A 19,045-nucleotide genomic window follows, 5' to 3' on the forward strand; every position below is an offset into this window, starting at 1 on the left:
CCAGCCCCAACCACACAAAACCGGCACTTTAAACTAGCTACTAGAGTATAAAAAAGAACCCTACCTTTAAGATAGAGTTCCAAGGACCATCAACACTATTTGACAAAGTCCCATTATTTCAATTGTTTGTTAATAAAATCAGTAATCATTTGACTAACTTCTGGCTGCAAATAAGCTTCATCCATGTGGGCTGCTCCTTCTAATTCGATTAAATCAGCAGGATGTCCATTTTTAACCAACATTTCGTACAATTTTTCAGAATCAGCAAGTGGTACAACCTCATCTTTAGTCCCATGTAAAATCATGAAAGGCACTTGATTTTTTTCAACAAAACTCAAAGGATCAGCGGCTTGGTCCAATTCAGGTGCTTCTTCTGGTTCAGCACCTAACAAGTTTCGATAAACGAAGTCAAAATCGTCTGAAGCACTATTTTGCTTAGCCGATAATGGATCAACTACTCCATACCAGGGAACAGCTACCGCAACATCACTGTTTTGTTCTAAGTAGGCACCAGTTTCATACTGGGACATGCCATTAGTCAAAGCTGTCATACTTGCTAAATGTCCGCCAGCTGATTCTCCCATCACGATCACTTTGTCTGGGTCAATTTGATAGGTAGCTGCATGAGCTTTCAGGTAACGAATTGCTGCTTTTGCATCTTCTAGTTGCGCAGGCCAATTGGCTAGATTACTGTGACGATATTCAACACTAGCCACAACAAATCCTGCCCGAGCAAAATCAACTAGGTTTGGTAAATGAACGTTGTGGTCAACATCCATCCAGCCACCACCGGCAAACCAAACGATCACTGGCATCTTTTCAGCCTGTCCTTCAAAATGTCGAATGACCGTTAATTTAAGATCCCGAGTTGCATGTCCTAACCAGCCTGGAACCTGAGCATAAGTTACATTAGTGTCTTGCCATAAGCCGCTACGTTCCATATTAACCTGAATAGTCTTTTTCACTATGATCAACCTCTAATTAAATGTATTTGTTGTTGCAAAACAACAAATCTATTATAGCAAAAGTTTTACTAACTTTTAATTAGATTTTTTTAAAATCGGTTAATTTAATTTTAGTCAACCACGTGTGAGTTCACGACCTTGGCATATTCTGGTCCACAATAGTGATTGATCAACGACAAATATTCAGCACTAGTCAATGATTGACCCGTAGCTACCAAAAAGTCGTAATGAACATCATATTCAGCAATTTTAAAACCGGCCGACTGAAAACCATTTTTTTGATAGAAAGAAAAACGCTTTTTCCGTGCTTCGTAGTCTGCATATTTGTCAGAAACTTCTTCAATCAACAAGCACACCCGGTTATTGGCATACTTTTCTTTGACTAAGGCCAAAGTTGCACTTCCATAGCCTTCGCCTCGTAATTCTGGTGCGATCGCTAAAAAGCCAACATAAGTGAGGTCTTTTTCTGTCATACAATAAACTAAGCCGACCCACTTTTGGTCGTCATAAATACTCCAGAATTCATTACTAGCTTCATTAAAATGGCTGAACAATAATTCCTTAGGGTATAACTCATCAACTGGAAATGCTTGTTGGTATAAAGCATACACCTTTTCAAAATCAGCAGTAGTTGGGTCTGACAAACTTAATCTTAAATTCATAATAAACTTTCATCCTCCTAAATAAAAAACATAATGCCAATTGACATTATGCCTCAAACATTCACGCTAAAATACTTGCCCAGTATAAGTGCCTAAAGTCACATGACGGAAATCAAATTCAGCCAATTCAGAAATTTTAATGACTCGTGTTACACCGTGAGCCATCATTAAGTTCAATGGTTTTTCATCATCATCTGGAATAACCAAGACAACTGGCTTATTCATCGTGGCTAAAACACCACATTCATAAGCAATACCATCATCAATATAACTTGGATTAAAGAGCATGATCCCGAGATCAGAGCCTTTAATTCCGGCAATATCTGCCCGGAAAGTTTGAACTTGCCATTCAACATCCCCCATTACTTCTGGGTGTTCATTGACGTTCAAATCCTTGTATTGAAAATCTAACGGATAGTGGGAAAATTTCCGGCTGATCGTCGGATTTTTTTGAATCGCAGCTAAACCAGCTTGACGAAGCCGGTCTTGTTCCTCATTAAACCACGCGCACCCAATATAGGCTTTAACGGGTGCAACATCTGGGTCAGTTATGACGCTATTTTCTTGAATAGTCATTTCTAATCTCCTCACTAACTTAATTTTTAAGTGCTACCTTAATTTTAGGAAAAATACTGGCAAAAAGCAATCACCATTCTACTCACTTTAGAACTTTTCTTCTTTGTCTACTAGTAGACACTAAAACTACGCCCTCAAAACCCTAGATTGGACTGAGATGACGTAGTTTTATAATGAATTACTTTTTAAAGCGGTCGAAAAACGAACCGTCGCCGGTTGGTTTTTCACCTGAAGCTGCTGCAAAAGCATGCAACGCTTCTTTTTGTTTCTTATTCAACTTCGTTGGTGTCACAACCTTCACAGTAACACGTTCATCACCGTTTCCTTTACCATGCAAACGCGGTGCACCCTTCCCACGTAAGCGGAAGGTCGTATTAGTTTGTGTTCCGGCAGGGATCGTTAAGCTGACCTTACCGTGGACAGTTTTAACCTCAACTTCATCACCAAGTGAAGCTTGAACAAAAGAAATGTTCTGATCCAAATAAATATCGGCACCATCACGCTGATAGATCTTGCTTGGTTCAACAGTAAAGATAATATACAAATCACCGTAAGGTCCACCGTTCTTACCAGCTTCACCTTGGCCTTGCAGGCGCATCTGATTACCTTCTTCAACACCAGCAGGCACATTAACTTCAACGGCATGTTTTTGTCTCAAATGACCAACACCATGACAAGTCTCACACTTATCCGTGATTTCTTTACCAGTTCCATGACAAACATCACATTCTTGTTGAGTCATCACGCGGCCCAATGGTGTTTGACGTTGGACCGATACATATCCGCGGCCGCCACATTTGGAACATGTTTTTGGTGATGTACCAGGCTTGGCACCTGAACCATTACAAGTTGCACATTGTGCTTCACGCGTATAATCGATCGTCGTCTTTTTCCCAAAAATTGCTTCTTCGAAGGTCAAGTGCATCTCATATTGTAAATCACGACCCTGACGTGGAGCGTTGGGATTTTGTTGTGCACGATTGCCGCCAAAAAATGAACCAAAAATATCTTCAAAACCGCCAAAGTCTCCAAAACCGCCTTGACCGCCAAAGCCTTGGCCACCGCCAAAGCCGCCATCTTGGCCCATGGAACCATATTGGTCATATTGGGCTTTCTTTTGTTCGTCGCCTAAAATATCATAGGCTTCATTAACTTCTTTAAACTTTTCTTCTGCACCCTCATCATGGTTTAAATCAGGGTGATACTTCTTAGATAATTTCCGGTATGCTTTTTTGATTTCATCAGCAGAAGCATCCTTGGAAACTCCAAGAACTTCATATGGATCTCTTTGCTCAGCCATATTCGTCCTCCAAATTAATTCTTCTTACATTATCAAAGCTTATCACATCTAACGCTAAATAAAAAGCCAAAGTCCACAGCGGACTTCGACTTTTTAAAGGCAGTTGCTAATTAGTTCTTGTCGTCCGGATCGACTTCTTTGAAATCACCATTAACAGTTCCGTCGTCAGCAGCTCCGCCGTTATCATTTGCAGCACCATCAGCTCCACCTTGAGCTTGTTGAGCTTCTTGTGCTTGTTGATATAGTTTAACAGACATATCTTGAACTAACTTGGTTAAGTCGTCCTTCTTAGTCTTCATATCATCAATATTGTTGGCTTCTTGAGCCTTCTTCAAATCATCACGCGCATCTTTGATCTTTTGAATTTCGTCTTCGCCAACAACCTTGTTGTCTTTAACTTCATCCAAAGTCTTATCTGTTTGGAAGATCAGTTGATCGACTTCGTTCTTCAAATCAACTTCATCTTTACGCTTCTTATCGTTTTCTTCGTTTTCTTTAGCTTCGTTGACCATGCGATCAATTTCTTCATCTGACAAACCGGATGAACTCTTGATAGTGATCTTTTGTTCCTTGTTAGTACCCATATCCTTAGCAGAAACATTTACGATACCGTTTTTGTCAATATCAAATGTAACTTGGATCTGAGGGATACCACGTGGAGCAGCTGGAATGTCTGTCAATTGGAAACGACCTAAAGTCTTGTTGTCGGCAGCCATTGGACGTTCACCTTGTAAAACATGGATATCAACGGCTGGTTGGTTATCAGCAGCAGTTGAGAATGTTTGTGACTTAGATGTTGGGATCGTTGTATTCCGATCGATCAACTTCGTGAAGACACCGCCCATTGTTTCGATCCCCAATGAAAGTGGTGTAACATCAAGTAAAACAACATCTTTAACATCACCAGTGATCACACCGGCTTGGATAGCAGCACCCAAAGCAACGGCTTCGTCAGGGTTAACTGATTCATTTGGCTTATGGTTAGTTTCTTTTTGAACTAATTCCTTAACTGCAGGGATCCGTGTTGAACCACCAACCAAGATCACTTCGTCGATTTCGCTGTTAGACAAACCAGCATCTCTCAAAGCATTTTGAACTGGGATCCGTGTTCTTTCAACTAAATCACTAGTTAATTCGTTGAACTTAGCACGTGTCAAAGTTGTTTCCAAATGCAAAGGACCAGCAGCACCGGCAGTAATAAATGGCAATGAAATTTGAGCTGAAGAAATTCCTGAAAGGTCCTTCTTAGCTTTTTCAGCAGCGTCTTTCAAACGTTGCATAGCCATCTTGTCTTTAGATAGATCAATGCCATTAGCTTGCTTAAAGTCAGCAACTAACCAATCAATGATTTTGTTATCAAAGTCATCCCCACCAAGGTGTGTATCACCATTTGTAGAAAGAACTTGGAACACACCATCGCCTAATTCAAGGATCGAAACATCAAATGTCCCACCACCAAGGTCATAAACCATGATTTTTTCATCTTTGTCAGTGTTGTCCAAGCCATAAGCTAAAGCTGCAGCTGTTGGTTCGTTGACAATTCGTTCAACTTTCAAACCAGCGATCTTACCAGCATCTTTAGTTGCTTGACGTTGTGAATCATTAAAGTAAGCAGGGACAGTAATAACTGCTTGAGAAACAGTTTCGCCCAAGTATGATTCAGCATATTCTTTAATGTATTGTAAAATCATTGCTGAAATTTCTTGTGGTGTATAATCCTTGCCGTTAACTGAAACTTTGTAGTTTACTTCGCCCATGTGGCTCTTAATAGAAGCAATTGTATCAGGGTTTGTAATTGCCTGACGCTTAGCAACTTCACCGACCTGTGTTTCGCCATCTTTAAATGAAACAACAGATGGTGTAGTCCGGTTACCTTCAGGGTTTGTAATAATTTTTGCATCTTTACCTTCAAGGACAGCAACTGCAGAGTTGGTGGTCCCTAAATCAATACCAATAACTTTTGACATACAATTCTACCTCTCTTAAAATATTAATTTAATAAATTTTATTTAACAATTTTATTGTGCGACGACTACCATTGCTGGTCGCAAAACGCGATCTTTTAACATGTAGCCTTCTTGATAAACTTGAACAACTGTATCGGACTCTTGTCCTTTTTCCACTGGAACTGTTTTAACAGCTTGGTGGAATTTAGGATCAAATTTTTGGTTCAAGGCATCCATTTGAACGACATCATTGCTTGATAATGCATTTTGAATATCGTTGGCCACCATTTCAACGCCCTTTTTCAACTGTTTGGAGTTTTCATCATCAACTTCAATTTGTAAAGCACGTTGCAAATTATCTACTGCCGGCAAAATTGCCTTGGCAATCGATTGACCTTGATACTTTAACAAGCGTTCTTGCTCTTTTTTATACCGAGTCTGCATATTTGCAATTTCGGCTTGAGCTCGTAAATACTTATCTTCAGTTTCATCCAGCTTTTTTTCAAGTTCAGTTAATTGAGCTTGTTCTGCTTGTTCTGTTTGTTCTTCAGATTCAGTTGTCTCAACTGATTGTACATCTGCTTGTTCTGCCTTTTCAGCAGTGTCATTGATTTCTTCTGACTTTTGTTCCTCTGTTAAGTTTTTTTCGTCAGCCAAATCAACACCCCTTTTCCTAATCATTAAAGTCACGATAGTAATTACTTAACCGTTGCGATAATTCTAACCGCAAGGCATCAACTAAACCTAAGACCTTTGAATATTGCATATTGGTTGGACCTAAAATCGCAATTAAGCCCTCGCCAGCGTTACCATCCTGATACTTCGCAGAAATCAAGCTATAATCTGTTAATAGATTATCTGGCAACTCATCACCAATCATCACGGCAATATCATTGGTATTGGCTAATAATTGGCCTAAGCCTGGCCCATGATCAACCAAACTATAAATTGATTTGACCTGCTCAATATTATCGCTAGTCAGCTGGTTGAGTAAGTTTTTCTTACCATCAACAAAGACCTGTTGATGAACGGCTTTGCCCAAAACGTTATCAAAAACGTCCAGCATACTCAACGAACCACGTAAATAGCCCATTAGTTTCGGCGCAATGGCCTGCAATTTGGAACTAACTTCTTCAATTGGCAGACCAACAACTTCCTGGTTGATCAAACGAACAACGGCTTCCAGCTGATCACCGTGCATTCCAGCGGGCACATTGTAAATTTGACTTTCTACCGTACCATCATTCGTCACCATGATCAACATGACCTGAGAACTTCCTAATGGTACCAAACGGAAACCTTCGAGCTTTACTCCAGTCGAACCTGGCGTTAAAGAAATTGCTGTGTAATCAGTCATCTCTGATAACAGCCGTGCTGACATGGCGATAATCTCATCGACCTTGGAAAAGTTACTAGCCAAAGCGTGCCTGATCGCTTGCACTGCACCTTGGTCAGCTTTAGTAGGCTTAACCAGATTGTCAATGTAATAACGATAACCACTTAGTGATGGGACCCTACCAGAACTTGAATGTTCCTTCATAATGAAGCCAGCCCGCTCTAAGACTGCCATCTCGTTTCTGATCGTCGCTGTACTGACGTGAACAGGTAACTGTTCTTGCAATTTTTTTGAACCGATTGGTTGGCCAACATTGGCGTAGTCCTGAATAATTGTCTCCAAAATCAGCAATTGTCTTTGTGTTAGCACTACAATCACCTCTTTTTTAGCACTTAGCATGTTTGAGTGCTAAGTCAATTATTAATATACACGACATTTTATTAAACGTCAAGGAAAGTCAATGTTTTTTAGCAGAATTTCCGCTAAAACGAGCAATTAATCTTTTTGTAAGCAACGGCGTGAGTCAATTTCATCTTGCTTCATCTGTTCAACCAGCTCTTTTGCCCCACTAAATTTAACTGAGGGACGTAAGAATTTGACCCACAAAACACGCACTGTTTGATCATAAAAATCCTGATGAACGTCAAACAAGTTAATCTCAACTGTCAAATTACGATTAGGGCCAAAGGTTTCATTGTGACTAACAGATGCCATTCCACCATACCACTGGCCAGCAATTTCTACTTTAACCGCATAAACACCGATTGCAGGTAGTTTCTGTTGGTCATCACTTTGGACATTGATCGTTGGAAAGCCAATTTCACGTCCACGTGCTTCACCATGGACCACTACTCCAGAAATTTCAAACTGATAACCCAAAAGTTGGTTTACTTTTTCCATTTGTCCTTGATCTAGGGCGTGCTTAATTTGGGTAGAACCCACTTTTTCTGCACAGTCCTGCAGTTGCGAAACTTCATGCACCTCAAAGCGACCTGCGGCATAATCAACTAAAGTCTGCATATTAGCGATTTCTGCTTTGCCATAGGTAAAATCAAAACCGGCCACAGCAGCTACAGCGTTTAAGCCGACAATATACTTATCGACAAATTCTTGTGGCCCCATTGGTACTAAGTTTTCGTTAAATTCTACCACGTAAACTAGGTCAACATCATTTTCAGCAAAAAGTTCTAACTTCCGATCTAATAAAGTTAAATACCGCACTTCTTTTGGATCTAAACCTTGGTAGGCAATTTTTGGATAACGGTCAAAAGTCATGACTGCCAATGGTAGATGTTTTTCTTGAGCAACAGTTTTAGCTGTTTGAATTACTTTTTGATGTCCGCGGTGGACACCGTCAAAAAATCCCAACGCTAACACTACTGGTTCATCTGCAATCAAATTTTGATCGTATGGTTCAGCTAAATTAATTACTTGCATTTTCATTTTTCCTTTCAAACTAAATCAATCATTTGTTCAGGTTGGAATCTTTGTTTAGACTCCTTGTAATAGTAGACACACCGAGCACGATCTTCATAGAACAGGACCAATTTTTTCTCAGGCAGTTTTTCCAGATCAACCCCTAAACGAGCGGGAGCTAAAAAGCCGCCATTTTGCACAATTTTCCATTGTTCCTCGTTTAAATCATAGTGCGCATACTTGTGTAATGCATGACTAACTGGTTTCAAGGCCTGTTGCAATTCTGATTCATCCATCGCCGCTAAAGTCTTAAGATCCACCGCGTCATTCAAAGTAAAACCGCCGCTTTCTAACCGAGTTAACTCTGACATCACCGACGGAACCCCCAATTTTTTACCCAAGTCGACAGCTAAGGTCCGAACATAAGTCCCTTTTTGGCAACCAACTTCAAAATAAATCTTTTGTCTTCCAGTTTCAGGGTCAAAAACAGTCGGCTTAGTTTGTTTAAAGTAGTCAACCGTAATTTGACGTTCAGGTCGTTTAACTGGTTCATTGTGCCGAGCATAATCATATAACCGCCGGCCGTTAACCTTGATTGCAGAATACATTGGTGGGATCTGAATCATGGTCCCGGTTAATTCCTGCATTTTTTCATCAATTTGGCTAGCAGGAATTGCCGCTTGCAACTCAGTTTGTTCAACAATTTCTCCTTCCAAATCTTCAGTTTCGGTGGCAAACCCTAATGTGATCTCTCCTTGATAAACTTTACCAGATTCCATCATATAATTTACAACCTTAGTTGCTCTGCCAATACAAATTGGTAAGACACCATCCACGTTGGGATCTAAAGTCCCAGAATGGCCTACTTTACCTGTTTTAAAAATTTTACGACACTTAAAAACTGCATCGTTACTAGTCATACCTCGTTCTTTGTATAAAGGTAATATTCCGTCCATCAAGTTGTACTCACCTTATCTTTAAATTCATTTTTTAAGTCGCACACGACCGATTCCAATAACTTAAAAAAAGTCGCCACAAAACATTGTTTTGCAGCGACCTTCACTAAATTCAAATGATTTCAGCTACCCTTTTGCTTGACACATCAGGGCTGCTGTCATCAGATTCAGCTTATTATCGTTCTTCTTGGTTTAACTGACGCAGCAATTCATCAATATGTTCACCATATCTCTCTGACTTATCCTGAACAAACTCAATTTCAGGAGTTACGTAGATACTTAACCGGTGGCCAAGTTCTCCCCTGATCAAGCCAGTTGCTTTTTTCAGTCCCTGGGCAGTTTTTTTCTGTTCAGAAGCTAAGTCAGATAAAATACTGTAATAAATAGTTGCTTGCTGTAAATCACCAGTTACATCTACTCCGGTGATCGTCACACCAGAAACACGCGGGTCGCGGACACGCTTTTGCAAGATATCATTAACTTCTCGTTGAATTTCTTGCGCTAACCGGCCCACTCGTATTTGTTGTGCCATAATTATCCTCCTTCAGCAATTTTTCTGAAGTTGTTTGTCTTATTTAGCTGGTACTTCTTGCATAATGAATGCTTCGATCTGGTCGCCAACTTTAATATCGTTGTATTTTTCAACCATCAAACCACATTCAAAGCCAGATTTAACTTCTTTAACATCATCTTTAAAGCGTTTCAAACTAGCTAACTTGCCTTCGTAGATCACGATACCATCACGAATGACACGGACGCCGCTTTCACGCTGAATGAAACCATCTGTGACAAATCCACCACCAATAGTTCCCAGCTTGGAAACTTTGTAAGTTTCACGAATGTCAACTTGACCAATGATTTTTTCTTCGTATTCAGGTTCAAGCAGACCCTTCATAGCTGTTTCGATTTCGTCAATTGCCTTGTAAATGACGTTATGCAAACGAATATCAACCTTGTCTGATTCTGCCTGAGCACGAGCACGTGGTGTAGGACGAACGTTAAACCCAACGATGATCGCATTTGAAGCTTCGGCTAAGGTCACATCACTTTCATTGATCGCACCAACGGCTTGATGAATGATATCGACCCGGACGCCTTCAACATCGATTTTCTTAAAACTTTGTGCCAAAGCTTCAACTGAGCCTTGCACATCGGCCTTAATGATCACACTAACTTCTTTGAGTTCTCCTTCTTTCAAAGTATCAAACAAGTTATCCAGAGTCACATGATGGGTCTTTTGACGATCACGTAAAACAGCTTGTTCAGCCCGTTTTTCACCGGCTGCTCGAGCAGTCTTTTCATCATCAAAGCCAACGAAACGATCCCCTGAATCAGGCACATCGCTCAAACCAGTAATTTCAACTGGAGTTGCAGGTGTAGCTTTCTTAATTCGCTTGCCGCGAGCATCTGTCATTGTCCGCACACGACCAAAGGTATTCCCAACAACAATTGGGTCACCAGTATGCAATGTTCCTTGTTGAACTAGCAAGGAAGCAACTGGTCCTTTACCCTTATCCAAACGAGCTTCGATTACAGAACCTGCCCCATGTTGTTCTGGGTTAGCTTTTAATTCTAACATATCTGATTCAAGTAAGATCATGTCCAAAAGTTCGTCGATGTTCTTACCAAACTTAGCGGAAATTTCGACAAAGATCGTATCGCCGCCCCAGCTTTCAGGAATTAATTCATATTCTGCCAACTGTTCTAAGACATGGTTCGGGTTGGCACCTGGTTTATCGATTTTGTTAACGGCCACAATAATTGGAACTTCAGCGGCTTTCGCATGGTTGATAGCTTCAATCGTCTGAGGCATAACCCCATCATCAGCGGCAACGACTAAAACTGTAATATCAGTAATATCCGCACCACGAGCCCGCATGTTTGTGAAGGCCGCATGTCCTGGAGTATCCAGGAATGTGATGATCTTATCCTCATGATGCAATTGGTAAGCACCAATATGCTGAGTGATCCCACCGGCTTCGCCTTCAGTAATATGTGAATTACGGAGACGGTCCAATAAGGTTGTCTTACCATGGTCAACGTGTCCCATGATCGTTACAACTGGTGGTCTAGCTGCTAAATGTTCTTGATTATGTTGCTCTTCTTCAAACACCTTATCAATATCAGAAACATCCACTTCAATTTTTTCTTCAGCGTTGATCCCGTAATCTGCAGCCAAAATTTCAATCGTATCTTGATCCAAGGATTGGTTTTGGTTGACCATAACTCCCATCATAAAGAGTTTCTTGATGATTTCAGCTGGTTCGCGGTGAATCTTCTTGGCGATTTCAGCCACATTCATGCCCACGGTATAAACCAGTGTTTCTGGCAACGGCTTGTTCTTCCGTTGAGAAACTGGATTATGCTTAATTTGCACGTTCCGGTTGTTTCTACGACCGTTATTACGACGATTCTTCCGCTTAAAGTTACTGTTGCGGTTATTATTGTTGCCAAAACGATTGTTATTGTTAGAACGTGGACCATTATTATTAGAACGAGAACTATTGTTGTTATTTGAACGAGTTCCGTTATTAGAGCGTGAACCACGGTTGTCATTACTCTGATGGTTATTATTTTGTGGTCGACTATTATTATTTACTGGTCGGCTATTTCCATTACTGTTAGTCCTAGGTTTAGCAGAATTACGGTTCTGTGACCCTGAGACCGGCTTTTTACCTTGGTTATTATTAGTGCGAGTTTTAGCGTTATTTTGAGCACTCGCTGCTTTATTTTGACCATTTTGTGGTTTTTGACCATTTTGTGGTCGGTTATTTTGCTTATGATTTGCTTGAGAAGCAGCAGGCTTATTTTTAGACTGGTAAAAATTACGAATTTGGCGTTCTTCATTCTCACCTAAAACTGACATATGATTTCCAACATCAAAGCCCTTATCTTCAGCAACTTTAATAATATCCTTACTGTTTACTTTCAATTCTTTAGCTAGTTCATAAATTCTTGTTTTGCTCATCCCATCAACCTCCGATTAGATTCTGCGGAGTAACTGCTTGACTGAAACGAATCAAACAGTTCCCCGTTCGATCCGCCTAAGTCGACAGTAACTCAAGCATTTTGCGGCCGAAGCCCTTATCTGTCACGGCGATCACACTTCTTTTCTGCCCGATCGCACTGCTTAACTCAAGTTCTGTAAAATCCAGAGTTAAACTGACATCATAACTACGACATTTATCAGTAAATCTTTTACGAGTATTAGCTGCACTATCACTGGCAACAAAGACGATGACAGCTTTATGTGCTCGTACTTGTTTTAAAACTGTTTCAGTTCCCGTAACAACTTTTCTAGCTCTTTGAGCGAGCCCCAACAGATTTAAAATTTTTTGTTTATTTTCCATTGCCAAATAATTCCATTCGAGCAACTTGATGATCAACGTAGGCAATCAAATCTTCATAAAATGAAGGATCGATTTTAATACCAAACGATTTCTCAAATGTTTTGTTCTCACGTGCTTGCTTTGCAACAGCGACGTCTAGCCGGATATAAGCCCCACGGCCCTGCTTTTTACCAGTTGGGTCAATGCTGACTTCGTTTTCCTTGTTTTTAACGACACGAACTAGTTCCTTTTTAGGAAACATTTCTCCGGAGACAATATCTTTACGCATTGGGATCTTTTTTACCATGGTAGACCACCTCCTAATTAATTAGCAGCTTCTGGGTCAATATCTTCTGTAGCATTTTCAGTTGATGCCGCAGTTTCATCGGCTTGTTCATCTGTCATAAACTGTTCTTCATCAGTACTAAGTTGTTCTGGTGATTCTTCAGGATCAACTGTCGTTTCCGTTTCATTAGCCAAAGCTTGCATGTCAGATTCTGACTTGATATCGATCTTAAAGCCAGTCAATCTAGCCGCCAAACGAACATTTTGGCCGCGTTTACCAATTGCCAAAGATAATTGGTCATCTGGCACGATCACCGTGCAGACATGTTCGTTAGTCGGGTCAAAACGAACTTCGATCACGTCAGCAGGATTCAAGGCATTCGCAATAAAGTTGGCGGGATCTTCTTCCCATTGAACAATATCCATGTTTTCGCCCTTTAATTCATTCACAATCGTTTGGATCCGTTCACCACGAGGTCCAACACACGTCCCAACTGGGTCAACGTTTTCATTGTTTGAACGAACTGCAACTTTAGCCCGGTCACCAGCTTCACGTGCAATTGACACGATTTCAACTGTACCATCGTAAATTTCAGGAATTTCCTGTTCAAATAAGCGTTTTAACAAATCTGCATGGGAACGACTAACAAAAACTTGTGGTCCCTTAGAAGAGTTTTCAACTTTATAAATATAAACCTTAATGCGGTCATGTGACTTATATTCTTCGCCTTCGATTTGATCTTGACGAGAGAGTAAAGCTTCAACCTTACCTAAGTTTACGTAAATATAGCGGTTGTCCCGCCGTTCAACTTCACCAGTTACGATTTCATTTTCGTATTGAACATATTGATTATAAATAATGTTATGTTCTTCTTCACGAACACGTTGCATAATAACCTGCTTAGCAGTCTGTGCAGCGATCCGACCAAAATCTTTTGGTGTCACTTCGAAACGAATCGTATCGCCAACTTCATAGGCACGGTTCAATTCTAAAGCATCTTTTAAGCTAACTTCCAAGCGGGAGTCAAAGACTTCATGGACAACTTCCTTGACGGCATACACATGAATGTTACCCCGGGTTTGGTCAAATTCAACTTCAACGTTTTGAGCTTGACCATAATTCCTTTTATAAGCAGAAACTAAGGCACTTTCCAATGCATCAATGACAATTTCTTTTTTAACGCCCTTTTCTGTTTCCAGAGAATCTAAGGCTTCAAGTAATTCCTTACTCATGTTATTTTACTCCTTATTTAACAGTTTTATCTAAAATTCAATTGCTAAGCGCGCTTTAGCGATCTTAGCTCGAGGAATAACGACTTGTTTTTGACGAGTTTTATCTCGGTACTCCAACGTTAGTTCAGTCGCTGTTAAGTTCACGAGATGTCCTTCATATTCCTTACTGCCGGCAATTTTTTCATAAAGTTTAACGAAAATGTTTGCCTGGTTAGCTGCAGCTTTTTCAAAGTCACTTTCTTTTTTGAGTGGCCGTTCTGCACCAGGAGAAGAAACCTCCAGGTAATAAGCCTGTTGAATTGGATCTGGATCACATGCATCCAATTTTTCACTAAGCTCATCACTGACCAATGCACATTCATCTATTGTAATGCCGCCTTCTTTATCAATGAAGAGTCTTAAGTACCAACTCTGACCTTCCTTTACAAATTCCATATCAACTAATTCAAACTGATGATTTTCTAAGATAGGTGTTACTAGCTCCGTTACCGTTTCAACAACACTGCTCACGCCGTATCCTCCTTCTTAATAAACATTTACGTTAAATTGATTTGATCCTCTCCAATAAAAAGAGTGAGCATTTCTGCCCACTCTTTACGAGTTATCAAGTTACTGTTTTTATCTTAGCATGTTCAGTTAAAAAAAGCAAGCTGAGCACTATGCGGACAACATTTCACCGACTTTTTGTTCACTGATCAGAACAAATTCTCAAATAAACTCAATTGATTTTCATCAGGCAAATCATCCAAAACATGATTTTCTGTCATATATTCAATCAATGTATTTGAAACTTTACCACGTTTGGATAAATCCTCTTTAGATAAGAATTCTTGTTCCTCACGGGCAGCAACAATTTGTTTAGCAGCATTCAAACCTAAACCAGGAATAGCTGAAAATGGTGCTAATAAAGTATCACCATTGATCAACAGCCAGTCTGATGCATCTGAATGTTTGAGGTCGACCATTTTAAAGCGATAGCCTCGTTCCAACATTTCATTGGCTAACTCCAAGACTGTTAATAAGTTCTTTTCTTTAGTTGAAGCATCATTACCTTTGGCATTAATTTCTGCCATTGCGGCCTTAACCGATTCCTTGCCATGAACCATTGAAACCAGATCAAAGTCATCAGCTCGCACTGAGAAGTAAGCTGCGTAATAAACTAGTGGGAAATATACCTTAAAGTATGCGATCCGTAACGCCATCAACACGTACGCTGCCGCATGGGCTTTCGGGAACATATACTTAATTTTTAAACAAGCTCCGATATACCATTCAGGCACTTCTGAATCACGCATCTTGGCCTGCCATTCATCTGGGATCCCGCGGCCTTTCCGCACATGTTCCATGATTTTAAACGCCAAATCGGATTCAACCCCCATATGGATCAAGTCCATCATGATATCATCACGACAACCAATGACTTCCGGCATCGTAACTGTCTTATTTTTAATTAATTCTTCTGCATTTCCTAACCAAACGTCTGTCCCATGAGATAGACCAGAAATTTTTAACAATTCCGCAAAAGTCTTGGGATGAGTTTGGTCTAACATCCCCCGGACAAATCGGGTCCCAAATTCAGGAATCCCTAAAGTCCCTGTTTTTGATTGGATCTGTTCTTCAGTCACACCCAAAATGTCTGTGCCAGAAAAGAGCGCCATCACACCTGGATCATCTGTCGGAATGGTCTTTGGTTCAATGCCAGATAAATCTTGCAGCATTCTGATCATGGTTGGATCATCATGTCCCAAAATATCTAGCTTCAAAATATTATCATGAATCGAATGGAAATCAAAGTGAGTCGTTTTCCAGGCAGCACTAGTATCATCTGCCGGATACTGAATCGGAGTAAAGTCGTAAATATCCATATAGTCAGGGACAACCAAGATTCCGGCCGGATGTTGGCCAGTGGTTCGTTTCACCCCTGTTGCTCCCTTGGCTAAACGGTCAATTTCAGCTCCCCGAATCGTTTGTTCCGTGTCTCGTTCATAGGCCTTAACATAACCATAGGCAGTTTTATCTGCCACGGTCCCGATCGTCCCAGCCCGATACACATTTTTTTCGCCAAACAAAACTTTGGTGTAGTTATGGGCGATAGACTGATAGTCACCAGAAAAGTTCAAATCAATATCGGGAACCTTATTTCCTTTAAACCCAAGGAAAGTTTCAAATGGGATATCTTGACCATCCTTAACTAAGGTCGTCCCACATTCTGGACAGTCTTTATCAGGTAGATCAAAACCGGAACCATATTCACCTTGAGTAAAGAACTCATTCCACTGACAATTAGGACAGCGGTAATGCGGTGGTAAAGGATTAACTTCAGTGATCCCTGACATGGTTGCCACTAAACTAGAACCAACTGATCCACGTGAACCAACCAAGTAACCATCCTTGTTAGACTTATAAACAAGTTTTTGAGAAATCAAATAAATCACCGAAAATCCGTTACCAATAATTGATTTTAATTCTTTGTCCAGCCGTTCTTGCACCACAGCGGGTAACTCTTTTCCGTACAACTCGTGGGCTTTATTCATCGTCAGGTTCTGAATATCATCTTCGGCGCCAGGCATTTTAGGGGTATACAGCTTATCTTTCACTGGTGAGATTTCGTCACACATCTCAACAATTTTGGCCGGACCATCGACTACGACCTCTTTAGCTGTTTCTTCACCTAAAAACGAGAACTCTTCCAACATTTCGTTCGTCGTTCTAAAATGTGCATCAGGTAACTGACGCAAACGATTTAGCGGGTTGGCCCCGCCCTGTGAATGAACTAAAATTTTACGATAAATAGCGTCTTCTTTATTCAGATAGTGAACATCCCCCGTTGAAACGACTGGAATTTTTAACTCATGTCCTAACTGAATCATATTTTTAATAATTTCTTCCAGATTTTGATTGTCTTTGATCAGCTCTTGTTCCATTAAAGGTGCATATAATGGCTTCGGCTGGATCTCCAAATAATCATAGCCTCGGGCTTTTTGTTTTGCTGTTTCATAACCCTTTTGCATCATTGCGGTGAAAACTTCTCCGCTCGCACAGGCTGAACCAACTAGCAAGCCCTCATGGTACTGATTTAAAATTGAGCGTGGGATCCGTGGTACCCGATAAAAGTACTCAGTCATCCCGGCAGAAACTGCTTTAAATAAGTTTTTTAAACCATCCTGGGTTTGCGCTAAAATGACCGCGTGGAAAGGATGCTCATGCTTGTAAGCATCGTTTCCGCCGACGTGTTCATTCAACTGATCATGATATTCAACACCCCATTTTTCGACGGCATCTTTCAGCATAGCAAAATAAATAAAGCCAGTGGCTTCCGCATCATAAATGGCTCGATGGTGATGTTCCAAGTTGACATTCAGTTTTTTAGCCAACGTATTCAACTGGAATCTCTTCATTTCGGGATAAAGGACCCGTGCAAATGGAAGAGTATCGACCCACGGTTCAGAAATTAACGGTAAGTTGTGGCGCGCATAGCCCGTATTCATAAAGTCCACATCAAAAGTAGCGTTATGACCAACAATAATTGTACCCTGACAAAATTCTTGGAACATTTTGAAGACTTCTGCTTCAGACTTCGAGCCGCGAACCATGTCATCGGTAATACTGGTTAAGTTGATCGTGGTTTGTGACAAAGGATGTCCCGGATCAATAAACTGTTCAAAGGTGTCGATCACATTACCATCTTTCATCTTAACAGCCGCCAGTTCGATCACCTTATCATAACGCGCCGATAAACCAGTTGTTTCCGTATCAAATATCACGTATTCGGCATCTTTCAATAACCGGTGCTGCTCGTTATAAGCGATTGGAGTCCCATCATCAACAATGTTAGCCTCCACGCCATATAAAATTTTCACACCATTCTTTTCACCAGCGCTATGGGCTTCAGGAAAGGCCTGCAGTGTCCCGTGGTCGGTCACCGCAATTGCTTTTTGACCCCACTTAGCTGCTTGTTTAACATAATCAGAAATACTGTTAGTTGCATCCATCGCACTCATATTGGTATGCAAATGTAATTCTGCCCGTTTCTGGTCCTCAGGTGCCGTATCTTTCCTGCTAGGATGAGAAACTGAATTCAAGTCATACGCATTCACCACTAGTTCGTGCATATAATTATCTTCTTGGACACTCCCGCGGACCTTGACCCAACTGCCTTCTTCTAAGGCTGCAAACATTGCTTCATCAGTTTCATCTCGCGAAAACTTCTTAACAACAAATGAAGAACTGTAATCCGTGATCTTCAAGATCAGCAATTGTCTTTGTGAACGTAAGACCCGGACTTCTTTATCAAAAACATAACCCTGGATCACAACTGAACGTTCTTCTTCAGTAATATCTGCCATTTGTCGCGGCTCGATATCGCTAGAGATCTTCTTACCTAATTGAACTGGTCCATCAATTTGAGGTAATTCTTTCTTAGATTTCCGTGCTTCTTTTTGTTGGTTTTGCTTTTGGATCGCTTGAATGGCTTTTTGCGCTAATTCAGCATCACTTTTGGCTTTTTTCGCCTTATATTCCGCAATTTTCTCTTGTGAAGCCGATTCATCGATCAGTGTTGTAATGTTTTGAGCTGGAAAACCAACTTGACGATAAGTATCTTCGATTGGTCCTAAAGCTTGATTAACCAGAAAATTCTTAATAATTTCATTTTCTGCCAGTAACATGACCCGGTCATCTTGCAAATACGGCACTTTCCCTTGACACAGACTTTGTGTCAAATTCGATTTTAACCCACTATTAGCAACGACCCACTGCCAATAATCTCCTAATTTTTGATTAGTCACTTCTGGTGCAGTTGTTGTTATCGTGACCGATGTCTGTGCAATCCCTTGAAAAGCAGACTGCAGTTGCTGTTGAAATTGAACAAATACTGGAAATGGTAAGATATCTACCAAACCAATCGTGAAGTCCCAGCGTTTTGAAAGCTGGTGAACTTCAACTCGGCGAATTAAACCATTCTCAAAATAATGCGCGTCTGCGGGCTGAGGTTGAAAATTGATTTGTTGTAAAAGTTTCGTAAACATTTCTTTTTTATTTA

Annotated in this window: 16 protein-coding genes; all 16 read right to left on the reverse strand. The window is 40.6% G+C overall.

Features of this window, described 5'->3' with window-relative positions:
• Nucleotides 1-113: 113 nt before the first annotated feature.
• On the reverse strand, nucleotides 114-965 hold the full coding sequence (locus LPAF129_RS02785; protein ID WP_244054639.1) for an alpha/beta hydrolase: 852 nt from the start codon (nucleotides 963-965) through the stop codon (nucleotides 114-116).
• A 110-nt stretch (nucleotides 966-1,075) separates the two neighbouring features.
• Nucleotides 1,076-1,627: a GNAT family N-acetyltransferase gene (locus LPAF129_RS02790; protein WP_244054640.1), complete on the reverse strand. Its 552-nt coding sequence runs from the start codon at nucleotides 1,625-1,627 to the stop codon at nucleotides 1,076-1,078.
• Nucleotides 1,628-1,693: 66 nt separating this feature from the next.
• Nucleotides 1,694-2,203: a nucleoside 2-deoxyribosyltransferase gene (locus LPAF129_RS02795; protein WP_244054641.1), complete on the reverse strand. Its 510-nt coding sequence runs from the start codon at nucleotides 2,201-2,203 to the stop codon at nucleotides 1,694-1,696.
• A 178-nt stretch (nucleotides 2,204-2,381) separates the two neighbouring features.
• A complete protein-coding gene (dnaJ, locus tag LPAF129_RS02800; RefSeq protein WP_244054642.1) occupies nucleotides 2,382-3,503 on the reverse strand; it encodes a molecular chaperone DnaJ in 1,122 nt (373 codons plus the stop codon).
• A gap of 110 nt (nucleotides 3,504-3,613) precedes the next feature.
• Nucleotides 3,614-5,470, reverse strand: coding sequence for a molecular chaperone DnaK (gene dnaK, locus LPAF129_RS02805; RefSeq protein ID WP_244054643.1), 1,857 nt, complete (start codon nucleotides 5,468-5,470; stop codon nucleotides 3,614-3,616).
• A gap of 51 nt (nucleotides 5,471-5,521) precedes the next feature.
• The gene (gene grpE / locus LPAF129_RS02810) at nucleotides 5,522-6,130 is read right to left on the reverse strand and encodes a nucleotide exchange factor GrpE (RefSeq protein WP_244054765.1); all 609 of its coding nucleotides are present in this window, start codon (nucleotides 6,128-6,130) and stop codon (nucleotides 5,522-5,524) included.
• Nucleotides 6,123-7,154 carry a heat-inducible transcriptional repressor HrcA gene (gene hrcA / locus LPAF129_RS02815; RefSeq protein ID WP_244054644.1) on the reverse strand — a complete coding sequence of 344 codons (1,032 nt, stop codon included), beginning with the start codon at nucleotides 7,152-7,154 and terminating at the stop codon, nucleotides 6,123-6,125. Before hrcA ends, grpE begins: the two co-directional genes overlap by 8 nt.
• A 126-nt stretch (nucleotides 7,155-7,280) precedes the next feature.
• On the reverse strand, nucleotides 7,281-8,222 hold the full coding sequence (gene ribF, locus LPAF129_RS02820; RefSeq protein WP_244054645.1) for a riboflavin biosynthesis protein RibF: 942 nt from the start codon (nucleotides 8,220-8,222) through the stop codon (nucleotides 7,281-7,283).
• A 14-nt stretch (nucleotides 8,223-8,236) separates the two neighbouring features.
• Complete coding sequence (gene truB / locus LPAF129_RS02825) at nucleotides 8,237-9,157, reverse strand: tRNA pseudouridine(55) synthase TruB (RefSeq protein ID WP_244054646.1); 921 nt, start codon at nucleotides 9,155-9,157, stop codon at nucleotides 8,237-8,239.
• A 175-nt stretch (nucleotides 9,158-9,332) separates the two neighbouring features.
• Complete coding sequence (rbfA, locus tag LPAF129_RS02830; RefSeq protein ID WP_244054647.1) at nucleotides 9,333-9,689, reverse strand: 30S ribosome-binding factor RbfA; 357 nt, start codon at nucleotides 9,687-9,689, stop codon at nucleotides 9,333-9,335.
• Between the two features lie 39 nt (nucleotides 9,690-9,728).
• A complete protein-coding gene (gene infB / locus LPAF129_RS02835; RefSeq protein WP_244054648.1) occupies nucleotides 9,729-12,125 on the reverse strand; it encodes a translation initiation factor IF-2 in 2,397 nt (798 codons plus the stop codon).
• Nucleotides 12,126-12,201: 76 nt separating this feature from the next.
• On the reverse strand, nucleotides 12,202-12,507 hold the full coding sequence (locus LPAF129_RS02840; protein ID WP_244054649.1) for a YlxQ-related RNA-binding protein: 306 nt from the start codon (nucleotides 12,505-12,507) through the stop codon (nucleotides 12,202-12,204).
• Nucleotides 12,497-12,793 carry an RNase P modulator RnpM gene (rnpM, locus tag LPAF129_RS02845; RefSeq protein ID WP_244054650.1) on the reverse strand — a complete coding sequence of 99 codons (297 nt, stop codon included), beginning with the start codon at nucleotides 12,791-12,793 and terminating at the stop codon, nucleotides 12,497-12,499. Before rnpM ends, LPAF129_RS02840 begins: the two co-directional genes overlap by 11 nt.
• A 17-nt stretch (nucleotides 12,794-12,810) precedes the next feature.
• A complete protein-coding gene (nusA, locus tag LPAF129_RS02850; RefSeq protein ID WP_244054651.1) occupies nucleotides 12,811-14,004 on the reverse strand; it encodes a transcription termination factor NusA in 1,194 nt (397 codons plus the stop codon).
• Nucleotides 14,005-14,034: 30 nt separating this feature from the next.
• Nucleotides 14,035-14,514, reverse strand: coding sequence for a ribosome maturation factor RimP (rimP, locus tag LPAF129_RS02855; protein WP_244054652.1), 480 nt, complete (start codon nucleotides 14,512-14,514; stop codon nucleotides 14,035-14,037).
• A gap of 185 nt (nucleotides 14,515-14,699) precedes the next feature.
• Nucleotides 14,700-19,031 (reverse strand): PolC-type DNA polymerase III, encoded by a 4,332-nt coding sequence (locus LPAF129_RS02860; protein ID WP_373875030.1) that lies wholly within the window; start codon nucleotides 19,029-19,031, stop codon nucleotides 14,700-14,702.
• Between the last annotated feature and the right edge of the window lie 14 nt (nucleotides 19,032-19,045).

Origin of the sequence: Ligilactobacillus pabuli, assembly GCF_022836475.1 — a bacterium.
In the GTDB taxonomy this organism is placed as follows: domain Bacteria; phylum Bacillota; class Bacilli; order Lactobacillales; family Lactobacillaceae; genus Ligilactobacillus; species Ligilactobacillus pabuli.

Coding starts and splice junctions, on each gene's coding strand:
- dnaJ (WP_244054642.1), bottom strand. CDS start 3,503: ATGGCTGAGCAAAGAGATCCATATGAAGTTCTTGGAGTTTCCAAGGAT.
- LPAF129_RS02860 (WP_373875030.1), bottom strand. CDS start 19,031: ATGTTTACGAAACTTTTACAACAAATCAATTTTCAACCTCAGCCCGCA.
- infB (WP_244054648.1), bottom strand. CDS start 12,125: ATGAGCAAAACAAGAATTTATGAACTAGCTAAAGAATTGAAAGTAAAC.
- LPAF129_RS02795 (WP_244054641.1), bottom strand. CDS start 2,203: ATGACTATTCAAGAAAATAGCGTCATAACTGACCCAGATGTTGCACCC.
- LPAF129_RS02840 (WP_244054649.1), bottom strand. CDS start 12,507: ATGGAAAATAAACAAAAAATTTTAAATCTGTTGGGGCTCGCTCAAAGA.
- dnaK (WP_244054643.1), bottom strand. CDS start 5,470: ATGTCAAAAGTTATTGGTATTGATTTAGGGACCACCAACTCTGCAGTT.
- truB (WP_244054646.1), bottom strand. CDS start 9,157: ATGGACGGAATATTACCTTTATACAAAGAACGAGGTATGACTAGTAAC.
- ribF (WP_244054645.1), bottom strand. CDS start 8,222: ATGCAAGTAATTAATTTAGCTGAACCATACGATCAAAATTTGATTGCA.
- rnpM (WP_244054650.1), bottom strand. CDS start 12,793: ATGGTAAAAAAGATCCCAATGCGTAAAGATATTGTCTCCGGAGAAATG.
- rbfA (WP_244054647.1), bottom strand. CDS start 9,689: ATGGCACAACAAATACGAGTGGGCCGGTTAGCGCAAGAAATTCAACGA.
- nusA (WP_244054651.1), bottom strand. CDS start 14,004: ATGAGTAAGGAATTACTTGAAGCCTTAGATTCTCTGGAAACAGAAAAG.
- LPAF129_RS02790 (WP_244054640.1), bottom strand. CDS start 1,627: ATGAATTTAAGATTAAGTTTGTCAGACCCAACTACTGCTGATTTTGAA.
- grpE (WP_244054765.1), bottom strand. CDS start 6,130: ATGATTAGGAAAAGGGGTGTTGATTTGGCTGACGAAAAAAACTTAACA.